Below are 24483 nucleotides of genomic sequence, written 5' to 3' on the forward strand. Positions count from 1 at the left end.
TTCACTGTTTAAGCAACCAAATTTGTAATCCTATTTGGTTGCTTCTTTTTATTCCATATTAAACGCTGCTCATGTTCAACTTTTAAAATCCAGATTTTTTGTTGATACAAATTTTCAGAATGGAATATCACCATCTTTTTATTGCGCCATAAAAAAAGCTCCACCATTTCAGCAGAGCTTTTTAAATGATAGATTTTTATGTTTAGCAATTAGCGTAATCGAATCAACACAGTTTTAATACGGTTGTCATCAAGTTCTGTCACTTCAAAGTGCACACCTTGATAATCCAACTGCGTACCTACCTGAACTTCGCCTTGGGTTTTATCTAAAATCAACCCTGCGACACTAATATAACCCGCATCTTCTTCAATTAGATCCATCATACCCAGTTCAAGTTCAAGCTGATATAAATCCAACATACCTGTTGCTTTCCATTCATTGTCATTGATTTTAACCAAATCCAACTGCTCGTCTGCATCAGGGAATTCACCTGCAATCGCTTCAAACACATCCAGTGGCGAGATCAAACCTTGAACATTACCAAACTCATCACTGACTAAAACCAAAGAACCTTTAGAAGTACGCAACGTATTGATCGCATCAATCACTTTCATTTTTTCAAAAATGTAAATTGGACGCTGGCGTTTAATTAAAGCTTTGAGCTCTTCTTCTTCATCTAAGACATCCAACAGCTCTTTGGCACGTACAATGCTAATGACTTTATCCAAACTACCACGACACACTGGAAATAAGCTGTGTGGTACAGATAAAATCTGTTCACGGATGTGTTCAGGTGAATCTTCAATATTGACCCATGAAATTTGGCTACGTGGCGTCATAATTGATGCGACTGAACGCTCTGCCAATGTTAAGACACCACCAATCATGTAGCGCTCTTCATCTGCAAACGCTTCTTGCGCTTCGTTATGCAAATCAGGGCTACTGGTTTCAACTCGCCCCCCCATCAATTTTAAAATTGAATCTGCAGTACGGTGACGTAACGGAATTTTTGCTTCATGTTTTGCAACATTGCGCTGACCAAATTGGTTAAACGCTTCAATAGCAATCGCAACACCAATACCCGAATAGATATAACCTTTAGGGATATGGAAGCCAAAACCTTCTGCAATCAAGCTGATACCAATTAATAGTAAGAAGCTTAAACACAAAATCACCACTGTTGGATGACGGTTCACAAAAGCAGTTAATGGCTTAGATGCAAGTAACATCACCAACATTGCAACCACCATGGCAACCATCATCACATAGATGTTGTCGACCATGCCAATTGCGGTAATGACTGAGTCTAAAGAGAAAACTGCATCTAGAACAACAATTTGTGCTACAACTGCGGCAAAACTTGCATAAACCACATTGGTCGTGACTTTGACTTCGGGTTTGCCTTCCATCTTCTCATGCAACTCTCCTACCGCCTTATAGACGAGGAACAAACCGCCACCCAAGAGAATGAGGTCACGCCCTGAAAAGGTTTTTTCAAATAAGATAATTAACGGTTCGGTTAAAGTAACCAACCAAGAGATTGCAAATAACAATCCTAAACGCATAAACAACGCTAAAGATAAGCCAATCACACGGGCTTTATCACGCTGTTCTGGGGGTAATTTTTCTGCAAGAATTGCAATAAAGACTAGGTTATCAATACCTAATACGATTTCTAGAATAATAAGTGTAATTAAACCAACCCATATTCCCGGATCTAATAAAAACTCCATTAGTTCATAGCTCCGAGATAGTTAGCAGAAATCGAAATATAAAGTAGACCTGCGCACGGCGACGGATCCATAAAAGTAACCTTTTTAGCAATAGATAGCTTAATTATGCACAATCTTGAACATTTGTAATTAAATTTTTAATTTTTTTGAATAAAACTAAACAGTACGATCTATAAGATGGTTTTTACTCTATTTTTCACATTCTTAATTTTTTTAGAGCGATGACAGCCAAACAAAAGCCGTGAGAATGGATTAAAAATGTCAAATGAATTGTAATGTATTTTTAGACGCATTAGTCATAGATTACAACTGTAAGCCAACCCACACTTTAATCTAAACTTAAAATATTGATAAAAAAGAACTATTGTTAAAAGATTAGACCAAAGCTTATAATTTTTTTGCAAAATTCAACGCAATAACCCGCACTTTTACCTAAAAGCCAAGTGTACAAATGTATTTTTTTAACTAAAATGCAGCCTAAGTTGATGGTTAAATTGATAATTCAACTTATAAAACCAGATAACTCACTACTAATCCAAACTAAAACAATTCTATAGGATTAATTGATATGACACATGAATATGGATTGAACTTAAACAAATGCCTACGCGCTTGGAAAAATAGCCATTTCAAAGCCAGCTTCTAAATCGAGATTCATCATATTTCGTCAGATTTCAACCAAATTTTAGCCACTGAAAGCATCTTGCTAAGCACATGAGTTTTCACATAAAATGTGAAATATCAAAAATACAATTAAAACAATGCAGGGAATATGCAATGTCCAAGAAATATTCAAAATTTCTACCATCCGCCGACCAATATGATATTGAACAATTTCCGTATTATTGGGTCACACAAGTACATGCTCAATATGTACAGAATGTCGATCAGGCACTTAAAAAGTATGGTTTAGATAATTCTCGCCGTCGTATTTTATTGGCATTAAGGTCAAAAGCACATGCGAGTGTGTCTGATTTGTCAGACATGGTGGTGTCAAAAATGTCAACTACAACTAAAATTGTTTATCGTTTAAAAGATGAAGGTTTGGTTGAAACTTATTCTTGTGATGATGATGCGCGTATCACTCGTGTCGTGCTTACTGAAAAAGGTAATGAGATGACCAACAAAATTAATGATCTGACTAGCGTTGTTTTAGAGCAGTCATTTGATGGTTTAACTCCACTACAAATTGAAAAAATGATGGAAAGTTTACGTCATATTTTTAATAATTTAGCACGCTAAACATCGTATTATTTTTCTACTCTTTTCTAATTCCCAATTTAGGTTCAAAGTGCATTAAAAGATCGAAAACATTGAGCTGAAGGCGTCTTAGTGTTTTCGATCTTTTTTGTTTGTACATCCGAACACTCGAACTCATCTACAGGAAAGACCTGCACAAAGGAGTGTATGCGCGGTGCTTTCAAAGTCAGCACTTCATCTAAACGTGCAAGTGGAATAACAATAACAGTGAGTTTGACAGGCCCAAGCACATGAAATTACTTCATCAAAGCATGTTCAGAGGGATCCATGCTAATCTTAATCGCAGATCGAACATTTTCTTCTTAACACTGCCATCTCTTTAAACGGCAAATTTCATATATCGCTGAATAGTTAATTTATCATCACCGCTAAAATCATAGTCTAAGCAGTTTTACACATATTTTCCTGTGCAAGTGATTTTAAATTTTGCTTTATTTGTCGTTTCGCAACATCTAAATTGGCTTTCACTCCACTCCTCAGCTTGACGTTTGGTGGCGTTTTCTAACAGAAAAAGTACATCCTGTACCCATTTAGCGATAAAATTATCACGAAAAATACTGCAAATACAGATAACAAAAAAGCCTCCGAAGAGGCTCATTTGTTTGGATTACACAATGAGTAAGTCAAATCCTTGGAGGATTAGTCACCTGTGTAACCTTTTAACTTTAAACGAGCTGCGTGTAAAAGTGGCTCTGTATAACCAGAAGGTTGCTCGCCACCTTTGAAGATCAAGTCAGAAGCAGCTTGGAACGCAATGCTGTTAGCAAAGTCTTTAGACATAGGCGTGTATAGTGGATCATCGGCATTTTGTTGATCTACAATTTTCGCCATGCGCTGCATCACTTCTTCAACCTGTGCACGTGTTACAATTCCGTGACGTAACCAGTTTGCTACATGTTGCGAAGAAATACGTAAAGTTGCACGGTCTTCCATTAAGCCTACATCGTTGATGTCTGGAACTTTTGAACAACCCACACCCAGGTCAACCCAACGAACCACATAACCCAGGATACCTTGACAGTTATTTTCCAGTTCTTTCAGTTTCTCTTCTTCAGTCCAGTTGGTGTCTGTTGCCAATGGCGGAGTCAATAGGTCATCTAGAGGTAGCGGCTCAGTTGCAAGTAATTCTTGCTGACGGTTTGCTACATTGATTTGATGGTAGTGAATCGCGTGAATCACTGCACCAGTTGGAGATGGTACCCATGCACAGCTTGCACCCGCTTCTGGATGCTCAGTCTTAGTTTTGTACATGTCTAACAGCATGTCAGGTTTAGGCCACATACCTTTACCAATCTGTGCCTTACCACGCAGACCAGTTTGCAGACCGATCATTACGTTACGGTTTTCGTAAGCCGGGAACCATTTTTGGCCTTTAATTTCGCCTTTACGAACGAATGGACCTGCTTCCATGAAGGTATGGATTTCGTCACCGGTACGGTCCATGAAGCCTGTATTAATGAAAATGGTACGATCTTTCGCCTGAGCAATACAGTTCTTCAGGTTCACAGAAGTACGGCGCTCTTCATCCATGATCCCAATTTTGATTGATTTTGCTGGCAAGCCAAGCGCTTGTTCAGCACGCTCAAACAGTTCTACTGCAAATGCAACTTCTGCAGGACCGTGCATCTTCGGCTTCACGATGTACATAGAACCTTTACGAGAGTTCTTGATCGTGTTTTCGCCACGAATATCAGCAATCGTAAGAAGTGGTGTTACCAACGCATCCATAATACCTTCATAGATTTCTTCGCCATCCACAAGGATTGCCGGGTTTGTCATCAAGTGACCCACGTTACGAAGAAGCATCAATGAACGACCGTGAACTTTAGTTTCACCACCTTCCAGATTCTTGAAGGTACGGTCAGCATTTAGCTTACGAGTAATGGTCTTGCCATTTTTCTCGATAGACTCTTCAAGCGTACCGCGCATCAAGCCTAGCCAGTTACGGTAGCCTTCTACTTTTTCTTCAGCATCTACTGCTGCAACAGAGTCTTCCAAGTCTTGGATTGTTGTTACAGCGGCTTCAAGCACCACATCTTTCACGCCAGCTGCATCAGTTTGACCAATCGGGCTGTTTGCATCGATTTGAATCAGCGCATGCAAGCCATTATTTTTCAGCACGATTTCAGTCGGTGCAKCAGCTTCGCCGTTATAGCCAACAAATTTAGATGCGTCAGCAAGAGTTGTAGTTGAGCCGTCCTTTAACGTTACAACCAGTGCATTGCCTTCAACTGCATATTGAGTGACATCGGCGTGTGAGCCTTGTGCCAATGGGAAAGTTTCGTCCAGGAAGTTCTTCGCGAATGAGATAACTTTTTCACCACGTTTCGGATTATAGCCTTTACCTTTTTCTGCGCCATCTTCTTCAGAGATGACATCGAAACCATAAAGTGCATCGTACAATGAACCCCAACGTGCGTTGGCTGCGTTCAAGCAGTAACGTGCGTTACGTACAGGTACTACGAGCTGTGGACCAGCCAATAATGCGATTTCTTCATCTACATTTTCGGTGGTAATTTGAAAATCTTCTACTTCTGGTAATAAGTAGCCAATTTCAGTCAAGAAAGCTTTGTAAGCTTCTAATTCAAATGTATTATTGCGGTGCCATTCATCAATTTTAGCCTGAAGCTCATCACGCTTTGCGAGTAATGTTTTGTTCTTAGGGCTAAGATCGACAACGACTTGCTCAAAGTTTTTCCAGTATGTATCACTGTCTAAACCAGAACCTGGTAATGCTTCATTTTCGATGAAATCGTAAAGTTCTTTAGCAATCGCTAACTTGCCTTTTTGAATACGTGCAGTCATTGTCTTTCCTGATATTGCTACTTTTTATACAAGAGATTCTAGTATACTGATTTATATTTAGCTGAATAGTATTATCACATTTCAAAATAACGATCATTTATTACAAGATGAATAATAACAATCATCATAAATACTGATCAGAAACACGACACTATTACCAATCTAAATACACTTTTACAGTGTATAAAGTTTTTGAAATGTCGAAATTAGACTTAAGTTCAGATTTTGTTGTAAAAATCGGCGTCAGTCTTATTGCAACCTTTCAAGATTAAGCCATGTTTATGACAAAATGTCGATAAAACCAACAGTCACATCTTTTCTATCATAAAAAAGCGCCTAGTTCTAGGCGCTTAAAAGATCAACTGATTTGATGTTTGGCTTCGGTGGCCTGTATCTGTTTATGTTCTTCATTTAAGTAATCATCAGACTGCATTTCCAATAAACGTGAACGCGTGCGTTCAATTTCAAATGCCAGTTTTTCGCCCTGATAAATTTCAATAATCGAATCTTCAGAAGTCAGTAGTAACTTGACACCACGATCATAAAATTCATCGACCAAATAAATAAAACGACGTGTTCCTTCAGACAAGAAGTCGGTTAAATGCGGCACATTGCTCACCAAAACCGTATTGTAGATGTTGGCAATTTCAATAAAGTCTGCAGGACTACGCGGTTTAAAGCACAGTTCTGAAAATTCACACCACAATACATCTTCAGTATGCGCAATTGTTTCGACAATACGTTGGTTGATAATAATTGGCTCAGAAGAATAATGTTGTGTATTGCTCAAAGCACTGAAACGCTGTGCCATCCAGTTTTGATTATCATGCGTTAAAGGCGATTTAAATAATTGCGCCTGTTTCAAAACACGTAAGCGATAATCTACACCAGCATCGACATTTAGCACTTGGCAATGTTTTTTGACCATTTCAATGGTTGGTATAAAACGATCTCGATGGATACCATTTTTATATAAACCGTCTGGCGCGATGTTAGAGGTTGCCACCAAAGTGATACCTCGATGGAATAATTTCTGGAACAATTCACTAAGAATCATCGCATCAGTCACGTTAGATACGAAAAATTCATCGAAACAAATCACCACTGCATCTTTATAAATTTGGTCTGCAACAGAATCGAGCGGGTTACGCTGCCCTGAAAGTTTGTTCAGTTCACGATGCACATGCTGCATAAAGTGGTGAAAGTGCATACGTGTTTTACGTCTAAATGGAATCGAGTCGTAAAACTGATCCATGAGCCATGTTTTACCACGACCTACACCACCCCACATATAAACACCCTGTGGTGCTGTTTGGCGGCGGAAACGGCGGAACGCTTTTTTTGATGCTTTATAGCGTTGAATTAATTCCTGCCACACACGCTCAAGTTCGTGTACAGCCTGCGCCTGCGCATCATCTGGCATAAATTGTCCAGAGGCTAACGCTTGTGCATAACGCTCCGCAGGCGATAATGGAGTAAAGGCTGTGGTTTGTGGCGAATTAAAATCAGACATATTCATCAGTACTTATTGGGGCTTTTAGATTATAACGAAGATCGAATCGAGTGATATAGCACTTTGGCATAGTTTGCAAAATACTTAGGCTATTTCGCATATTGGCGTGGACTTTGTCCAAACCATCGCTTAAAGGCATGGTTAAATGCGGCGGGTTCTGAATAACCAAGTAACTCTGCAATCATTTCAATTGAATATTCCTGATATTCAATTAATCTCAATGCCTTATCTTTGATGAGATCTTCACGAATTTGTTTATAACTGGTGTTCTGTTGTTGCAGTTGATGGCGCAATGTCCGTTCCGGAATTTGCAAAGCATGTGCTGTTTCTGCCATGCTTGGCATACTGCCCTGTTGTAATTCCAAATAATCTTTTACGCGCTGTACCACCGAAGGCGTATCATCTTCAAGTTTAAGTCGCTCTAACTCAATTATACACTTGGCTTCATAACTGCTAAAAGTGACTGCATCGGCAGATGGAATACGTGCGGTGAGTACAGCATCATCAAACCAAAACGCTGCTTGTGGTTGATTAAAAACAATATCTTGACCGTAATAATCATAAAAAGTTTGTAAAACTTCACTTTGCTGCGGCTGTGCAAATGGCAATTCTATGCGAATACGTGGCGCACTCATCCCCATCATTTTATATAGGTCTTGAATAAATTTGAACGTGCCTGAAATTTCACACTGTGCGCGCAACAAACCTAAATTATTGTGTAAATCATTGGGTTGATAACACAATGCCACGTGTGGCTTGCTATGTTGTAAACTCAGTTTCCCGCTTAAATGCGTCAATCCCTGATATTGAATCCCTTTTTGTAGTGCAGTGGCAATATCTGGACTAGTTACCAATAACATCAATAAAGGACCATAACCTGCCAAAGCATAATGCTGTCCAATAAACAGCCCCATTTCAGGTTCAACATCTGCACCAATAACGTTTAAAATATCCCATTCCAGACTTGGATGAATCACCGAACTGGTGTCCAGCGCATCTGCACACAAGCCGATACTTTGCAATTTTGCATCGACATCAACGCCTGCTTTACGCATGCCTTGTATTAAATACATCAAGCCAAGTATGGATCTTTTCATAAAATGAACAGTGTGAAACGAAATATCCTTTTTACCCGATTCGTCCACAGATAGAAATTGCCGAAAATATCAATTTTTATGTCAGCACGATCATGTTCGCGCATGCTGGCTTATTCTATCCTGACATTGACAAACCTAAGTTAAATAGACCTAAATCAAACAAAATAAATATAAGGATACCTTCATGCAGGATGCAGCAGCACATTATCAAGTCGCAATTATTGGTGCAGGCTTTGGTGGATTGGCCATGGCGATTCGTTTGCTACAACGCAACATTCATAACTTTGTGATTTTAGAAAAGTCTAATGAAGTGGGTGGTACTTGGCGTGAAAATCAATACCCTGGCGCGGCTTGTGATGTGCAATCGCATCTGTATTCATTGTCATTTGCCCCCAAAACTGACTGGTCAAAACGTTATGCCGAAGCGCCAGAAATTTTTCAGTATATTCAAGATGTGGTGCAACAGTTTAATCTTCGTGAATATTGCCAATTTAACAGTGAAGTGGTGCATACCGAATACCACGAAAAAGACTGTGCGTGGCATGTTGCTTTAAAAGATGGCAGACAATTGAGTTGTCAATATTTAGTCTTTGCTTCTGGTCCACTGCATGTACCGCAAATCCCGCACATTCAAGGGATTGAAAAGTTTCAGGGCAAGGTTTTTCACTCGTCTCAATGGGATCATCAATACAACTTAAATAGCAAAGTTGTGGCATCTATTGGCACAGGCGGCAGCGCGATTCAATACATTCCTGAAATTGCACCTCAAGTTAAACAGTTATATGTCATGCAACGTACAGCTGCATGGGTCATTCCACGAGATGAACGCAAATATCTGAATATTGAGAAAAAACTGTTTAAACAAGCTGACTGGTTTAGAAAGTTGCATCGTGCGCGTTTGTATTGGTCGAATGAATCACGTGCAATTCCAATCATGCAACCTAACGTGATGAAATATACCCAAAAACTGGCAGAAGCCTTTATTCGTTTTCAGGTCAAAGACAAACAATTGGCACAAAAACTCACGCCTGACTACATTATGGGATGTAAACGTATTTTAGTGTCCAATAAATACTTCCCAACTTTTAACCGTGACAACGTCGAATTAGTGACTGATGCAATACAGGAATTGACTGCAGACAGCATCATCACCAAAGATGGTAAAATGCGAAAAATTGATTGTCTGATTTATGGCACAGGCTTTATTACCGATCCGCGTATCTATCTACAGCCATTTAGCTGCATTGGTGAACATGGCGTTGAATTAAAACAGGCATGGAAAGATGGCGCAGAAAGCTATTACGGCATTAGCCACAAAGGTTTTCCGAACCTGTTTCAGTTGCTTGGGCCAAATACAGTTTTGGCGCATAACTCGGTTATTTTTATGATCGAATCGCAAGTCGATTACATTCTGCAAATGATGGATTTGGTGGCACAATCACAGAGCAATGCAATTGTAGTAAAAGATCAAGTACAAGATCAATTTAACCACGATGTGCAAGACATGCTAAATAACACGGTTTGGCAATCTGGCTGTGTAAGTTGGTATCAACAAGAGGGTGGAAAAAACTTTGCCCTTTGGCCAACCTATACTTGGAAATATTGGCTAAAAACCAAGTCGCTGCATCCTAGTGATTTTAGATTAATCAGCAAAGCGGTATAAATTTCCGCTTTTAAAAGCAAACTGGCATAATCAACAGGTTTTTATCCTCCTCCTACCTGTTGATCTCATGCAATCTCTTTGGCTGATTTTCCAATTACTCTGCTGTTTATGCCTTGGCTTTTTACTGGCAAAACGCCTTCCACGAATAATTAAAAAAATTGCGTTTCAACTGCTTCCATATTTTAGCTATATCCTGCTGATTGCAATTGCGATGGAATTTTCACAAACGCTCGGTTCACTACAGCAGCCATCCTATATTCTCATGACAGCTTTACAGATTGCTTTTGCTACTTCAATCGGTGCATTTCTGTGTTGTTATTTGCTTTACAAAGGTTTGGGGCTACAAGCAACACAAGGTAAAGTTTCATTACAATTGTTGATTCAATCTTGCATCAATATCAGCTATGCCTTTTTTGCACTATTGGCAGGCTACGTGTTGCATCTACTTTTTAGTGCTATGGATTTCCAAGTTCAGATCAACACTTGGTATTTACTGTTGCTGTTTATGTGGATGATTGGACTCGATCTCGCGTATTCGCCTCTAGATCGTTCTTGGCTGAATTGGAAAATTTTGATGGTGCCCGTAGGCTGTATTTTCGGTTCAGTTGCTGGGGTACTACTTTGCGCACTTTGGCTCCCCATCACTCTACAAGACCTGCTTATGCTCTCACAAGGTTATGGATTTTATTCCATGAGCGGGATTGTCGTGTCTGAACTACGCAATGCCGAACTGGGTAGTATTGCCTTAATGAATGATTTATTCAGAGAGATTTTTGCGATATTGCTGATGTATATCTTGGGATGGCGTTATCCGCGTGCTGCAATTTCTGCTGCAGGCGCAACTGCCATGGATGTTACTTTGCCCATGGTCAAACAAGCCTGTGGCAACGATTATATTCCGCATGCCATGGTCAGTGGATTTGTATTGTCAATCCTTGCACCCATTGCTGTAAGTGTGTTGGCAGTGATTTAACAAGAATCAACAATTGTTCTGTTACACTCTGAGAGAAAGTTAGTGAGAAGATTTACACTAACTGTCCTCTCTCCCTCTGGCAGAGAGATTGAGAGGATTTATCTCCCTTTGAAAAGAGTTACAGATGTTAAATTTAAAGCGTCACTAAAATATCTTTCAAAGTCTGACGCGGATTTTCAGATTTTGTAATTGGCCGACCAATGACCAAATGCGTAGAACCATCTAGCATAGCTTGTTTTGGAGTCACAATACGTTTTTGATCATCGGCATTAGAACCTTCAGGACGAATCCCAGGGGTCACTAAGGCGAAATCTTGTCCTAAAGTTTCACGTAGCATTTTGGCTTCTTGTGCAGAACACACCACACCGTCTAAACCACTTTCTTGAGTGAGTTTGGCTAAACGCTGAACTTGTTCAAATGGCTCAATATCTAAACCTAAATCTTTTAAATCCTCATGTCCCATAGAAGTGAGTACAGTCACTGCAATCAATAGGGTATGATAATTTCCTGCTTTTAAACGCTCCACACAGGTTTCCATCATTTTTCGACCACCTGAAGCATGCACGTTGACCATCCAAACGCCTAAGTCTGCTGCCGCACATACTGCCTGAGCAGTTGTGTTTGGAATATCGTGAAACTTCAAATCCAGAAAAACTTCAAAACCTTTGTCATGTAAGGCTTTCACGACGGTTGGACCTTCATGGGTAAATAACTCTTTACCAACTTTTACTCGACATAATGCAGGGTCTAATTGTTCTGCAATGGTTAAGGCGTCATATTGGCTTTTAGCATCGAGGGCAACAATGATACTCAAGAGAATTACCTATGGATTTGACAAATAGTCGTTATTATAAAGTGATTCGTGCCACGCAGATAGTCGAAAAGAAAGCTTATCGCTCATCGCAACAATATGCTCAAAGATACACATAAAAAACACCCCAAAGAGAACCTTGAGGTGTTGATGATCAATTCGCTCAACAGAGTAATTTAAAGTGCATTAGAAGAACGATCCTCAGTATGCACATCTAATACCGTTTTTTCATGACGAGTATGAGCAGCAGCTTCAGCAGCAGCAAGTTGAGCTGCATGAATTTGCTCTTTACGCAGATATTCTATATCTTTACGTAGTCGCTTAATTTCCCAGCTATTTTGGAATACACGGAACACTTGCACGCCCAACAATAACCCTAGCACCAAACCGAGCGCCAATGTAATCAGAAGCAATAAACCCAAACGCATTGCAGGTACTTGAGTAAATAACAGGTCAACTGAAAGTTCAGTGCCGTTTTGCAAAACCAATGCCAGAGAATATCCAAATAGAATAACTAAAATAGCGACGAGAACGTAACGCATAAACACCCCTAGGAATTTTATTTATTTACAGACTCGTTTACTGCATCACGTAGTGCTTTACCTGGTTTAAAATGCGGTACAGCTTTAGCAGCAACCTCTACAGACTTACCTGTTTTTGGGTTACGACCTACACGTGGTTCACGGTGATGCAATGCGAAACTACCGAATCCACGAATTTCAATTCGGTTATCTGCCGATAGTGATGCAATCATTTGATCAATCATGATCTTAACAGCTTCTTCCACCAATGGCTCAGCCAAATGTGGATTTTTCAAAGCAATTCGTTCTATCAAGTCAGACTTATTAAGTGCTTCAGTAGTCATCTGCGACCTCTTTAATTATCAAGCTACTTTTACCTAAACTGATAATAACCTGTTTAAATACAAAACGGTAGCGTAATAATTCAATACTACGCTACCGTTTACAGTATTTGTGTAAAAAGTATGTGTTAATTTACATTAACAATACAGTTTACCCGCAACTTAGTTGCCCATTTGAGCTTTGATCAAGTCACCAATTGTCTTAGGACCATTCTCTTGACCGCTAGCTGCAGTTTTCAAGTTAGCAACAGCTTCTTTCTCTTCAGCTTCGTCTTTCGCTTTGATAGACAAGTTGATAGAGCGAGATTTACGGTCTACGTTGATGATTTTCGCTTCAACTTCTTGACCAACTTCTAAGAACTTAGTTGCATCTTCAACGCGATCACGGTTGATTTCAGATGCTTTAAGTGTTGCTTCAACTTCGTCAGCTAACTTAACAGTTGCGCCACGAGCGTCAACAGCAGTTACAGTACCTTTAACCAAAGCACCACGTTCGTTAGCAGCTAAGAAATCGTTGAATGGGTCGCTGTTCAATTGCTTGATACCAAGGCTGATGCGGTTGCCTTCAGCGTCTACAGAAAGGATAACCGCTTCAACTGTATCACCTTTCTTGTAACGACGAATTGCTTCTTCGCCTTGCTCGTTCCAAGAAATGTCAGACAAGTGAACTAGACCATCGATACCGCCTGGTAAACCGATGAAGATACCGAAGTCAGTGATTGACTTGATTGTACCTGAAACTTTTTCACCTTTGTCATGGTTCTTAGCAAACTCTTCCCATGGGTTAGCACGAGTTTGTTTGATACCAAGAGAAATACGACGACGCTCTTCGTCCACTTCAAGAACCATAACATCAACTTCGTCACCAATCTGAACAACTTTAGATGGGTGGATGTTTTTGTTAGTGTGGTCCATTTCTGAAACGTGTACTAAACCTTCAACGCCTTCAGCGATTTCTGCGAAACAGCCGTAGTCAGTTAAGTTAGTTACGCGAGCTTTAACGATAGAACCTTTAGGGTAACGGCTCATGATCGCTAACCATGGATCTTCGCCTAATTGCTTAAGACCTAAAGATACGCGGTTACGCTCTTTGTCAAATTTAAGTACTTTAACAGTAACTTCTTGACCCACTTCAACCACTTCTGATGGATGCTTGATACGTTTCCAAGCCATGTCAGTGATGTGAAGAAGACCATCGATACCGCCAAGGTCAACAAATGCACCGTAGTCAGTAAGGTTCTTAATCGTACCTGTAACAGTTTGACCTTCTTCAAGCTGAGCAAGAAGCGCTTCACGGTCAGCTGAAGATTCAGCTTCCATAACTGCACGACGAGATACAACAACGTTGTTACGTTTAGCATCAAGTTTGATAACTTTGAACTCTAACTCTTTACCTTCAAGGTGAGTTGTGTCACGGATAGGACGAGTGTCTACCAAAGAACCTGGTAAGAACGCACGAACTGGACCGATGTCTACAGTGAAACCGCCTTTAACTTTACCAGAGATAACACCAGTAACGATTTCGCCGTCTTCAAAGATTTTTTCAAGTTTAGTCCAAGTTTCAGCACGTTTCGCTTTTTCACGTGATAAAACAGTTTGGCCCATACCGTTGTCAAGTGCTTCAACAACAACATCAACGGTGTCACCAACTTGAACTTCAAGTTCGCGTTGTTCGTTTAAGAATTCAGCGCGGTCAACAACGCCTTCTGATTTAAGGCCAGTATCAACTGTTACCCAGTCAGAGTCGATGCTTACTACAACGCCTTGGATGACAGCACCCTTTTCAACGTTGAGGTTTAATTCGCTTTCTTCAAAGAGGGCTGCAAAAGATTCGGTCATGATATACCTGATAAAGTCAGCGGTCTTGGATCAGACAAGGCCGGTTTAGTTAAGCGTCTACATAGTCCATATAGAACTGATCAAGCTATGCGTTCGCTGAATAGATTTATTTCACGCGGTTAAGCGCGGCAAATAGCAAGCTTCTGATCGACATAAGCCGTCATTAATGCAAACACCTCATCAATGTTCAACTCAGAACTATCAATGATGTAGGCATCTTCTGCGGGCTTGAGCGGAGCAACTGTGCGCTCCATGTCTCGTTTGTCGCGAGCCTGTATATTCGCTAAAATGTCGCTTATTTTAGCATCCAGCCCTATACCCTGCAACTGTTTTACACGTCTTTGTGCACGCGACTCTGCCGAAGCAGTTAAATAAATTTTAGCCTGTGCATTTGGAAAAATACTGGTCGCCATGTCGCGTCCATCCGCAACCAAACCCGGTGCTTGAGCAAAGGCATGCTGACGTGCGAGTAATGCTGCGCGTAACTCAGGTACTGCTGCAACTTTTGAAGCATATTCCCCCACACGTTCGGTACGTATGGTTTGCGTGACATCTTCACCATCAAGTAACACTTGTGTGCCATCGAGTTGGCTCACAAATTGAATATTAAGCTGTGTTGCAATAGCAACGCATTGATTCAATTGAGTATCAAGCTGATCTAGTAAATCCTGCTTATGCAAAGCCAAACCCAATAAACGATACAACGCTCCAGAGTCGAGCAAATGAAATTGATAATGGGCTGCCAATTTTGCCGCAAGTGTGCCTTTACCTGAACCGCTAGGGCCATCAATGGTAATAATTTGAACCGTCATGATGTTTCCGAAATGATTAAAGAGATTTTGCAAGTTTGGATAAACCAATTTTAATTGCACTTTTCAACTGAGCGAGAATAATTTTACTCACAAATGGAACACGTACTTGTAACTCAATGCGATACGTGACTAGGGTTTTGCAACCCGACACTTGCTGAAATTCAAGTGTACCCAAATGATGTTTGATCAATGGGTTTTTTATGATTTTATATTCAATCCGCTGATTCGGTTCAATTAAGGTAATTTGCTCTTGTAAAGGTTTAATCGGCCCAATTCCCATACGACGCACTGAACCTACACCATCTGGACGTTCCGGATCGGTAGAGTCTTTAATACGTACCACTTGCATTGGTGCAAATGCGATATTATAAGTTGCATGTTTAGAAAGTAATTCAAATACTTGCTCAACTGGCGCAGTAAATTCTTTTTTAATTTGAATAGCGTACATGGTATGCCCTGATGATGAATGCTGGGTTGTATTTGATTGAGTTTAACGTAAATCAAACCTAAAACTCAGAATTGGTTTTGATCATGAAGGTCATTTATACACTGTTGCTGTTTTTGTTGTTTCTTTTGCGCACGGCGCATCTTAAAAAAATCACTCAATTGGGCTGAACATCGCTGCTCTAAACAACCTGATTGATAATCAAAAATATGATTGTAATAGCCTGACTCTAAAAGCTTTCTGGCACTGACCAATGAGCCAGCTTTGGGTTCAGTTGCCCCAAACACCACACGTTTAACTCGCGCGTGAATGAGTGCACCCACACACATGGTACAAGGCTCCAGTGTGACATAAAGCGTGGCATCTTCAGGTAAACGATAATTTTGAATATGATCACATGCTGCACGGATTGCCACAATTTCAGCATGTGCAGTGGCATCGTGTAAAGAAATAGGTGCGTTATAACCCGCGCCAATCACCTGATTTTGACTGACGATAACCGCCCCTACAGGAATTTCTCCCTGTGCTGCCGCCAAAGCAGCCTGCGCATAGGCAAGCTGCATCCACTCTTCATCGCTATAGTTTTGTTCTGACATTTAAAAATGAGTAATAAATCAATACAAATCAAATAATCTCGTATTGTTTCAATAACTCATTCCAGCTTTCAATGCTCGTCACAGGTGGATTGTCTGCAAAAATGGTTTTGAGCTGCACTGGTCCATTTTGCTGCCAAGCTGGTGCAAGGTCTTTATCAACCAAACGTGCACGCACGCCTTCGACAAAATCTGCGTGGCGAATTTTCCAGTCTGAAATTTGCGTTTCCAGTTCGAATACTTCATTCCAAGCGTGAACTTTTTTACCCCATTGCCATAATAACCACGTTAACGCCGCTGTGGTTGGTGAACCTTTTTGTAAGTTTTCACTAGCTTGACGCAGCCAATCACTACGTGCATCACTTAAACCAATAATCGACTCATAATCACTTTCAAAACTCACACCACGACACACGCTTTGAATCACATCCAAAGAGTTTTGTAACGGACCTGGTCCTACAGGACGGTGCATGCTGTTCAAGGTGTCATCAATGGCTCGGAAATCCCCTGCAGGGTAATGGTTCCAGTCAATATTAATGACTTTTTCTAAGACTGTAGCACGTGGTGCATCACAAATATGCGTTGCCCAACCAATACCATAAGCACCCGCAGCAGTCATGATTGAACCTGTTAAACCAGTGAACAAACCAATCGCACCACGGTCTGCCAAGAAACGGGTTGCACCTACATCTGGGTATAAACCAATGTTAATTTCTGGCATAGCTAAACGCGAATAAGGTGTCACCAAACGGAATGGTGCAGCCATAAATAGGCCTAAACCACCACCCATGACATAACCTTCACCCCACACTAAAACAGGCTTAGCATAGTTATGTAGCAACAAGTCCAATGCATATTCTTGTTCAAAGAACTTATTTGCAGTTGCAACTTCATCATTAATGACAAGCTGACGTAACTTGCGCACATCACCACCTGCACAAAATGCTTTTGGTGTGGTCGAATCAAGCCAAATAGCTTTTACGCTATCGTCTGTATGGAAGTCTTGGAATACTGCCAATAATGCAGAAACAATAGATTCATCTAAAGCATGTAAAGATTTTGGGCGATTCAAACGAACAATGCGCCAACCATTATTTGCTTCTTCGACAATTAAATCCGGATGATATTCTTTAGAAATGGGAGAATGTGTCATGCGTCCAGCTGCCAGTCTATAGGCTCAATGCCATTTTGTTTAAGATAATTATTAGATTTTGAAAATACTTTACATCCAAAGAAACCCCCACGGTTTGCTGCCAATGGTGATGGATGCGCTGCCTTCAAAATCAGATGTTTATTTGGATCTATACGTTGTCCTTTACGTTGTGCATATGCGCCCCACAAAATAAACACAATATGCTCACGTTGTTGATTTAACACATCAATCACATGATCTGTAAAATCTTCCCAACCCTGCTTTTGGTGCGAGGTTGGTTGTCCTGCTTCTACCGTTAACACGCTGTTGAGCAGCAACACCCCTTGCTCTGCCCAGTGCGTTAAATCACCGTGTCTTGGAATAGGCACACCTAAATCTGTATGTAACTCATGGAAAATATTACGCAAAGATGGAGGTAATGCAACCCCTCTTTGTACTGAAAAGCTAAGTCCATGCGCCTGGTTAGGTCCGTGATAAGGATCTTGCCCAATAATCACGACTTTCACCTGGTTTAAAGGCGTGGTATTTAGAGCATTAAATATCAGTGAACTTGGTGGATAAATCACCTTATTCAGTTGTTTTTCTTGCAACAAAAAATCGCGTAGCGCATCCATTTTTGGACTCAATAAAAATTCGGTTAGATTATATTTCCAACTCTCATCTAACTGAATTTTATTTAAGCTCGCATATTGCTGCTCAGTAAAAGACATACCGCTATCAATCCTTGTTGATGTCTAATGATGTGATTTAAAGTTTAACTTGTAACTCGACATTCGGGTTCTGGAATGTCATCCCCTGTTTTAATTTTTCATACATCTGTGGATCTGACCACTCTGTCTGTACTTGCTCAGAAAAATGAATTTGATCCAGACTCAGTAATCCCATCTGTGCATTTTCAATATCTTCCAAAAAGCTTTGTGCATAGCCTGTATCAGTTTCATGCACAATCACCGAATAAACCTCCACATCACCTTCCCCATTTTGTGTGATGGTCGATGCCAAAACTTGCTGCGCCAAATAAAAGAAAATACGTGAAAACTGCTCTGCCGATGGCGATACGGGTAAAGAAACCCAGCGTGCGCTGAATGTTTTGCAGGCTTGAATATATGCAGGATCGTCCTGATCCCAAAAACAAATGGCATGATCGAAGGCATCAAATAATTCTTTGATTACGCCTTTAAGCAAACCAAAGTCATACACCATTTGTCCATGATCAAGTTTTGAAGCTTTCAGTAATAATTCTACTTTATAGCTATGACCATGAATCGAGCGCTTACAGCGGTCTGAAGTACAATTACGCACAATATGCGCATTTTCAAACTTAAATAACTTTCGAATTAACATGGGTCTTAACGTCTTCAAAATATTTGTGGGATATTCTTTTTAATTATAATGCAAAACGTGAACAATAAGCCAATTTTAGCCCGCAGATTGCCAGACAAAAATCGTAATGATCAGTTTCAGTACAGGCCTGCAAGGCATTTACATCCAAATGATAATAACTAAGTCAAGGTCGATGATAAATACTTAAAATGGCGCCAGACTTCGCCCACTAACATTGACAGACTTTTCGCTACGCACCAAATCACTGCTAAATTGACGTTTGCGCTCGCCCAGCACTACTTCAATTTTGGCTTTGAAATATTGTGATTTCACACCCAATAAACTTGTAAATTCATTGCGGAGCGCGCTATCGACAGTTTGAAAGCCATCTAGCTCCCACAAAGCATTTACATTGCTAAAGTGCTCCAAATTGGCATTCCGACGATCAAGTAGATTTTGCACTGTAACCACATCCAGTTTTTCATCTAAGCTCGCCAAAACCAAAGCAGGTGCAGTATTAATATTGATAGTGGTATCCCGTTTTGGCAAGGCAGCTACATAAGGCGCAATTTGCTGATACTTCGTTCCTTCAAAACCACGGACTTGTTTTAATTCTTCCGCACTATGAAACAAGCTATTGGGCGGTAAATAAGGAATTGGCAAACCTTGGTAATAACTCGACTCTGCACCCATGGCACCACTCGGTTCATCATCTGCATCTTGCCAATCAATCACAGCTTCACTTAATTGCGCAGGTAGCCCAACACGCTGCAATAATTTTTCAAAATATTTTTTTGCTTTTTCGTTTACTTGATCTTCGGTTGTCAGCAAACTATTTAAATTAAATTTCCCTGACTCATCTTGCAGCACGCCCGATACATAACCATCTTCGACTGGAAATGGCGGCATTGGTTTTGCCCAGTTTTCTTGTAAGTGATCGACTTGGCCTGCATTTTCAGCATCATCTTGTAGTAATTCTGCAAAAAACACTTCGGCACTTTTGGCATATAACAATACTTGATTTTGACGCATCAAATACGCGGTATTTTCACTGGTGTACATTTGCCGTTTAGCTATGGTCGCGGCCAAAATCGTAGCTAAAGCAACCAACATCAATATCGTAATCAAGGCGATGCCTTGTTGTGACTTGATAATGCCGCCTAAGCGCTGAGTCGATTTTGAATACATTGCTATTGTGCCTTTAATTGTCTTTCTTCTTTAAAAAATCAGTCTGCAATAAGCTAAATATCCATTCATATTGCACGTCACGCACGGTTAAATTTATTTTTATTCCTTTCGGCAGCAGCCTTAATTGTTCAGTTTGCTGAGGATCAATACTACTTTCAGGCCAACTGCTTAATTCATTTGGATTCAATACCACAATCTCAAAAGCTTCGACTTCATCTAACATCACGCTCGACTCAGGCTGATCATTGCCCGTTTGATGCAAATTACGATATTTTAAACGATACAATTTCTTTTCATCGGCACGATATTGATACTCTACGCGCTCATGGGGTGAAATACCCTGCTGCAAAGGATCGGTCACCCCTGTTTTACTAAAATTAAAACGTCCATTTTGTAAAACTAAAGCAGGTTGTTGCTGTCCTTTGATATTGGCCGTTAATGGGACAGCCTGCATCGTGTCACGTAAAAATTGTTGATAGCTTTCTTGCAACTGCTCTAAATTAGCTTCATGCATCGCATTGCGGTCTTTGACTTTGGCGAGATAATCAAATACTTTCCATCCCAAAGCTGACAACACCGCAAATACGGCAATTGCGACCAGCAATTCAACTAAAGTGAAGCCCTTCTTAGCCTTCATGACTGCTGCTCACGGGCATTAAAAAACACCAAAGAAGTCACGCCTGTTTCAACTTGTCCCGTGTCTTGATTGTACAAACTGATTTGAAGATCAACACGTTGCACATTTGGGCTAATGGTCGGCTGTGTGGACTTGTCAATCTGCCATGATTCACCTTGTTGAGTCACTTGCTTGGACTCTGTTCCACTTAACCATTGCCGATTCATTTCCATCAATKCCACTTCATTCAAAGCCACAAATTGCGCTTTAGTTCTTAAAATGGCATTGGCGGTGGATTGAGTATATTGCATCGCCACTTTGGTCATTGCCATGGCTGCTGTTGCGAAAATTGCCAAAGCCACCATAACTTCAAGTAGTGTAAATCCTTTAGCTTTCATGGATTTTTCCTAAATGATCGACCTCTATTTCCGCCCCCACAGGACGCTGTTCTAAATAGAACTGAATACGAACAGGCTTGGCTTCACCATTACCTAGCCAAATCAGTGCAGGCGCATTACCTTGCAGCAACTCACTATTGTTGGCATTTGGATAACTTTGTTCTAAAGATAAAATTTGGATAGAAACTTGGTCGGGCAAAGTTCTGCTTTTAAACTCACTATAGCTTTGCCATTTTTGATTATTTTGCAAGGTTAATTGTTGTTCTGAAGCATAAGGCTGATATTCCAGTACATCATATCGCGCAGGTGAAACATCGGTTGCTTGATGCAAATTGAGTGCAAAAATACGCGCTTGATCATTGGCTTCTCGATTCAGCTTACGCAAATCCAATAAAAACACTTCCCGCGCCTGCATAGCTTTACGCTGATCAACACCACCAATATTCATTAAAACCAGCGACGCCATAATCGCCATAATGACAATCACCACCATCAATTCAATGAGCGTAAAACCGCGAACCGAAGACAGTGGTATGTTCATAGCGTATTAATTCAATTGCTCGAAAGATTGTGCTTGTTTGGGCATCGCCAACGCTTGGTCGATATAGGCGACGCGCAGAGTATCCCGTGAGCCCAAATAACGCTGATAGAAACTTGAGTTTAAAATAGCCGCTGCACCATGCGTAAGTGCCCAAATTGAAGCCAGATAATCACGCACTTCCATCTTGCTGTGAATGGATTCTAAATATTGTTCAGTCATACGAATAATGATGCGTAATCGGCTTTTGCGGACTTGGTATAGTTCACTAAATAACAAACCAATGCCAACACCTGTTGTAGAAAGGCGTTCTTCAATTTGGTGAAAAAGTACGGTACGCTCAGGATGATGCAAGTGATGCAGCATAAAAAATGCTAGATGTTCAGAAAACTGTTTTTCAGCGTCTTTAATCATTTCTAGCAACATGCGCTCATTACGAATAATAAGCAACATATAAAGTTCATCTTTACTTTGAAAGTGTTTATATAGAGTACCTTTGGCCAAATCCAGTTCTGCTGCCAAAGCATCAAGGGTCATTCCTGCTTCACCATTTTCCAAGAGCAACTGCTCTGCCACTTGGAAAATTAACGTTTCTCTTGCTCGAAACTGAGCCTGACGATCCATCTTCACCCGATAAACTCTCTTTTCACTATTCAATCAATGGAAATTTTTAATATCACCAGAACATTAAATTTTTGCATCATTCCACTATGCAAATTAATGTCCTTTGAGCAGGTTTTCAAAGTTTTGTGTTGTTATGAAAGCCATTTCCTCTAAGGACTTATCATATACATCACTTAGGGCTTTGGCTACATACGGAACGTATTTTGGCTCATTTGTCTTACCGCGATATGGCACAGGTGCCAAATATGGACTATCAGTTTCAATTAAGACACGATCTAAAGGCACTTGCTTGGCCACATCACGTAAATCTTGTGCATTTTTGAAGGAAATAATGCCTGAAAAAGACACATAATAACCGCAATCTAACACCGCTTTTGCGGTTGCCCAGTCTTCTGTAAAGCAATGTAATATGCCATGCGTCGATTTTTCTGCACGGATAATATCCACTGTATCATGCTTAGCCGCACGGGTATGAACCACCACTGGTTTTTTTACGGCTTGTGACGCATGAATATGTCGTGCAAAACAGGCTTTTTGCTCTGCGACAAAATCGGTACTGTGAAAATAGTCCAGACCTGTTTCGCCCAAAGCCCAAACCTTGTCTGCTTGTGCCAAAGCAATCAGTTGTTCGGTAGTGGCGCGTTCCATATTTTCAGCGTTTTCACAAGGATGTACACCCACGCTATAACCGACATTGGCATGACGTGCTGCAATTTTTGACAATGCAATATGATCGTCTAAATCGACAGAGATACCCATAATTTTAGACACGCCCGCTAGGCGTGCCTGTGCAATTGCTGCATCTAAGTCGCCATCATAAGGGCTTAAATCCAGCATCGTTAAATGACAATGTGTATCTACAAACACGATTTTTTCCTAAAAGAAACAACCTACATAGTGTAACTGTTACGGTTGTCAGACTTAAGCCCCGCAAGGATTCTTTCGGCTTCAGATTTGTAATAAACGCCTTTTTCACCGCTCAGTTGAATCCCAAAGCCTTGCATTTTAATGCCATTTTGCTTTTGCGAAATCCAGATGACTTTTCCTGTTAGTGGAATTTTTTGTGATTGTTCGGGCAAAGTTGCAAGCACGAAGATTTCTTCACCCATTTTCACAGGTTGTTTTGAGGGTACAAATAAGCCACCACCCACAACGTATGGCATATAACTTAAATATAGCGTTTCGACATCAGGAATATTGGCCTGAATAATACCGCCCATACGTGGTTGCATCATGTTCCCCTTAAATATTCATTAACTTAATACAGAGCTGATCAAGCACTAGATTACTTTGCACGTTTTGCTCAAGCATTGGCTTGGCTTGCTGTAATTCTGCATATAAACCAAACAGACGTTCCAAGTCATATTGTTCAGCCAAATGCTGCAAAGCGTTGCTTAAATCCAAATTTTTAATGCTTTGGTTTAGCTTGACACAAATTAAATCACACAACAAGTATTCAAACATCTGGCTAAAATCAGTAAAGCTCAGCGCCTTGTTCCACTTGGTTGCAATTGCCATGGGCATATTTTTTTGCGTCACCAGTTTATACCAGTCTTTCAGAAAATCTTTACGCTGCTCTAACCATTCTGCCTGTGCTAACTGAAGAGCCTGCAACGGCATTTGATTGGACAAATTCATCAATAATTGCTGCTTGTTTACATCTAAATCAGGCAAATGCTGCTGCAAATATGCTGTAGCTTGTTCTGCATCAATACGGTCTAAAGCAAAGTGCTGTAAACGACTGCGAATGGTTGCAGGCAATTTAAGATAGTGATCTGCCAGCAAAATAATCACGATGCGATCACCCGGTTCTTCTAGGGTTTTCAGCAAAGCATTGGAGGATGCAATATTTAAGGCCTCAGCAGGTTCAATCACAACTACCCGCCACCCATCTACCGTTTGCTGGACAAAAGGTAATAAATCACGGATCTTCTCGATCTTAATTTTCGCGTTTTGCTTTTTATTCTCTTCATCGGTGCTGATATAGACATAATTCGGATGCGTATCTGATTTTAACCACTGACAACTGCTACATTCACCACAAGGCTGTGACTGCACATCACGCTGCTGGCATAAAATCCAAGCCACAAATTGCTGTGCAAAGGCTTCTTTACCACACCCCTCTTTGCCAAAAAACAATAAACCATGCCCCATTTTGGGAAATCGACCAGTTAGATTTTCCCAAACTTGTTGTTGCCATGGATACACTTGTCCAATTACATCACGTTGCATGGTAG

25 protein-coding genes are annotated in these 24483 nt (G+C 40.5%); 3 read left to right on the forward strand and 22 right to left on the reverse strand.

The genetic code is table 11. The features are described 5' to 3' along the window. Positions 1–209: 209 nt before the first annotated feature. Entirely contained in the window at positions 210–1733 is a 1524-nt protein-coding gene (locus BJN41_RS08525) for a TerC family protein (protein ID WP_019836511.1), read from the reverse strand. A gap of 777 nt (positions 1734–2510) precedes the next feature. Here BJN41_RS08525 and BJN41_RS08530 point away from each other — a divergent pair. Further along, complete coding sequence (locus tag BJN41_RS08530) at positions 2511–2975, forward strand: MarR family winged helix-turn-helix transcriptional regulator (protein ID WP_004976754.1); 465 nt, start codon at positions 2511–2513, stop codon at positions 2973–2975. A gap of 657 nt (positions 2976–3632) precedes the next feature. Here BJN41_RS08530 and BJN41_RS08540 read toward each other — a convergent pair. From BJN41_RS08540 to BJN41_RS08550, 3 genes are all read right to left on the reverse strand, one after another. After that, a complete protein-coding gene (locus BJN41_RS08540; RefSeq protein WP_070154565.1) occupies positions 3633–5798 on the reverse strand; it encodes a malate synthase G in 2166 nt (721 codons plus the stop codon). 358 nt (positions 5799–6156) lie between these two features. Then, a complete protein-coding gene (zapE, locus tag BJN41_RS08545; RefSeq protein ID WP_019836514.1) occupies positions 6157–7311 on the reverse strand; it encodes a cell division protein ZapE in 1155 nt (384 codons plus the stop codon). Between the two features lie 89 nt (positions 7312–7400). Beyond that, complete coding sequence (locus tag BJN41_RS08550) at positions 7401–8408, reverse strand: AraC family transcriptional regulator (protein ID WP_070154567.1); 1008 nt, start codon at positions 8406–8408, stop codon at positions 7401–7403. Between the two features lie 184 nt (positions 8409–8592). Between BJN41_RS08550 and BJN41_RS08555 the strand changes: the two genes are divergently transcribed. Both BJN41_RS08555 and BJN41_RS08560 read left to right on the forward strand, forming a co-directional pair. Next, the gene (locus BJN41_RS08555) at positions 8593–10071 is read left to right on the forward strand and encodes a flavin-containing monooxygenase (protein WP_070154569.1); all 1479 of its coding nucleotides are present in this window, start codon (positions 8593–8595) and stop codon (positions 10069–10071) included. 67 nt (positions 10072–10138) lie between these two features. Further along, positions 10139–11044 carry a lysine exporter LysO family protein gene (locus tag BJN41_RS08560; RefSeq protein ID WP_070154571.1) on the forward strand — a complete coding sequence of 302 codons (906 nt, stop codon included), beginning with the start codon at positions 10139–10141 and terminating at the stop codon, positions 11042–11044. A 133-nt stretch (positions 11045–11177) separates the two neighbouring features. Here the strand turns inward: BJN41_RS08560 and pyrF are convergent, their stop codons facing one another. The 18 genes from pyrF to BJN41_RS08650 all read right to left on the reverse strand — a co-directional run bounded on the left by pyrF (position 11178) and on the right by BJN41_RS08650 (position 24478). Beyond that, positions 11178–11858, reverse strand: a complete 681-nt coding sequence (pyrF, locus tag BJN41_RS08565; RefSeq protein ID WP_070154573.1) for an orotidine-5'-phosphate decarboxylase — start codon at positions 11856–11858, stop codon at positions 11178–11180. Between the two features lie 173 nt (positions 11859–12031). Then, positions 12032–12397 (reverse strand): lipopolysaccharide assembly protein LapA domain-containing protein, encoded by a 366-nt coding sequence (locus tag BJN41_RS08570; protein WP_004976771.1) that lies wholly within the window; start codon positions 12395–12397, stop codon positions 12032–12034. A 17-nt stretch (positions 12398–12414) separates the two neighbouring features. Beyond that, on the reverse strand, positions 12415–12720 hold the full coding sequence (locus BJN41_RS08575) for an integration host factor subunit beta (protein WP_004976773.1): 306 nt from the start codon (positions 12718–12720) through the stop codon (positions 12415–12417). A 159-nt stretch (positions 12721–12879) separates the two neighbouring features. Further along, positions 12880–14556 carry a 30S ribosomal protein S1 gene (rpsA, locus tag BJN41_RS08580; protein ID WP_070154575.1) on the reverse strand — a complete coding sequence of 559 codons (1677 nt, stop codon included), beginning with the start codon at positions 14554–14556 and terminating at the stop codon, positions 12880–12882. Positions 14557–14675: 119 nt separating this feature from the next. Beyond that, entirely contained in the window at positions 14676–15368 is a 693-nt protein-coding gene (gene cmk, locus BJN41_RS08585) for a (d)CMP kinase (RefSeq protein ID WP_070154577.1), read from the reverse strand. A gap of 16 nt (positions 15369–15384) precedes the next feature. Continuing rightward, complete coding sequence (locus tag BJN41_RS08590; RefSeq protein WP_070154579.1) at positions 15385–15816, reverse strand: SRPBCC family protein; 432 nt, start codon at positions 15814–15816, stop codon at positions 15385–15387. Between the two features lie 65 nt (positions 15817–15881). Beyond that, positions 15882–16409 (reverse strand): tRNA adenosine(34) deaminase TadA, encoded by a 528-nt coding sequence (gene tadA, locus BJN41_RS08595; RefSeq protein ID WP_070154581.1) that lies wholly within the window; start codon positions 16407–16409, stop codon positions 15882–15884. Positions 16410–16437: 28 nt separating this feature from the next. Further along, entirely contained in the window at positions 16438–17559 is a 1122-nt protein-coding gene (locus BJN41_RS08600) for an enoyl-CoA hydratase/isomerase family protein (RefSeq protein ID WP_019836523.1), read from the reverse strand. After that, positions 17556–18269 carry a uracil-DNA glycosylase gene (gene ung, locus BJN41_RS08605; RefSeq protein WP_019836524.1) on the reverse strand — a complete coding sequence of 238 codons (714 nt, stop codon included), beginning with the start codon at positions 18267–18269 and terminating at the stop codon, positions 17556–17558. The genes BJN41_RS08600 and ung overlap by 4 nt, the downstream gene beginning before the upstream one ends. A gap of 37 nt (positions 18270–18306) precedes the next feature. After that, complete coding sequence (locus tag BJN41_RS08610) at positions 18307–18903, reverse strand: 6-pyruvoyl trahydropterin synthase family protein (protein ID WP_019836525.1); 597 nt, start codon at positions 18901–18903, stop codon at positions 18307–18309. A 183-nt stretch (positions 18904–19086) separates the two neighbouring features. Then, entirely contained in the window at positions 19087–20070 is a 984-nt protein-coding gene (gene gspK / locus BJN41_RS08615; RefSeq protein WP_019836526.1) for a type II secretion system minor pseudopilin GspK, read from the reverse strand. A 13-nt stretch (positions 20071–20083) separates the two neighbouring features. Beyond that, positions 20084–20707, reverse strand: coding sequence for a type II secretion system minor pseudopilin GspJ (gene gspJ / locus BJN41_RS08620; protein WP_070154583.1), 624 nt, complete (start codon positions 20705–20707; stop codon positions 20084–20086). Next, positions 20704–21084 carry a type II secretion system minor pseudopilin GspI gene (gene gspI / locus BJN41_RS08625; RefSeq protein WP_070154585.1) on the reverse strand — a complete coding sequence of 127 codons (381 nt, stop codon included), beginning with the start codon at positions 21082–21084 and terminating at the stop codon, positions 20704–20706. The genes gspJ and gspI overlap by 4 nt, the downstream gene beginning before the upstream one ends. Beyond that, on the reverse strand, positions 21074–21625 hold the full coding sequence (locus BJN41_RS08630) for a prepilin-type N-terminal cleavage/methylation domain-containing protein (RefSeq protein WP_019836529.1): 552 nt from the start codon (positions 21623–21625) through the stop codon (positions 21074–21076). Before BJN41_RS08630 ends, gspI begins: the two co-directional genes overlap by 11 nt. Positions 21626–21631: 6 nt before the next feature. Beyond that, the gene (locus tag BJN41_RS08635) at positions 21632–22246 is read right to left on the reverse strand and encodes a TetR/AcrR family transcriptional regulator (RefSeq protein ID WP_019836530.1); all 615 of its coding nucleotides are present in this window, start codon (positions 22244–22246) and stop codon (positions 21632–21634) included. A 93-nt stretch (positions 22247–22339) separates the two neighbouring features. Beyond that, positions 22340–23113: a TatD family hydrolase gene (locus BJN41_RS08640; protein WP_070154587.1), complete on the reverse strand. Its 774-nt coding sequence runs from the start codon at positions 23111–23113 to the stop codon at positions 22340–22342. 23 nt (positions 23114–23136) lie between these two features. Then, positions 23137–23478 carry a PilZ domain-containing protein gene (locus BJN41_RS08645; protein WP_019836532.1) on the reverse strand — a complete coding sequence of 114 codons (342 nt, stop codon included), beginning with the start codon at positions 23476–23478 and terminating at the stop codon, positions 23137–23139. Between the two features lie 10 nt (positions 23479–23488). Continuing rightward, on the reverse strand, positions 23489–24478 hold the full coding sequence (locus tag BJN41_RS08650; RefSeq protein WP_070154589.1) for a DNA polymerase III subunit delta' C-terminal domain-containing protein: 990 nt from the start codon (positions 24476–24478) through the stop codon (positions 23489–23491). Between the last annotated feature and the right edge of the window lie 5 nt (positions 24479–24483).

The organism is Acinetobacter towneri, from assembly GCF_001758345.1.
Taxonomy (GTDB): domain Bacteria; phylum Pseudomonadota; class Gammaproteobacteria; order Pseudomonadales; family Moraxellaceae; genus Acinetobacter; species Acinetobacter towneri_A.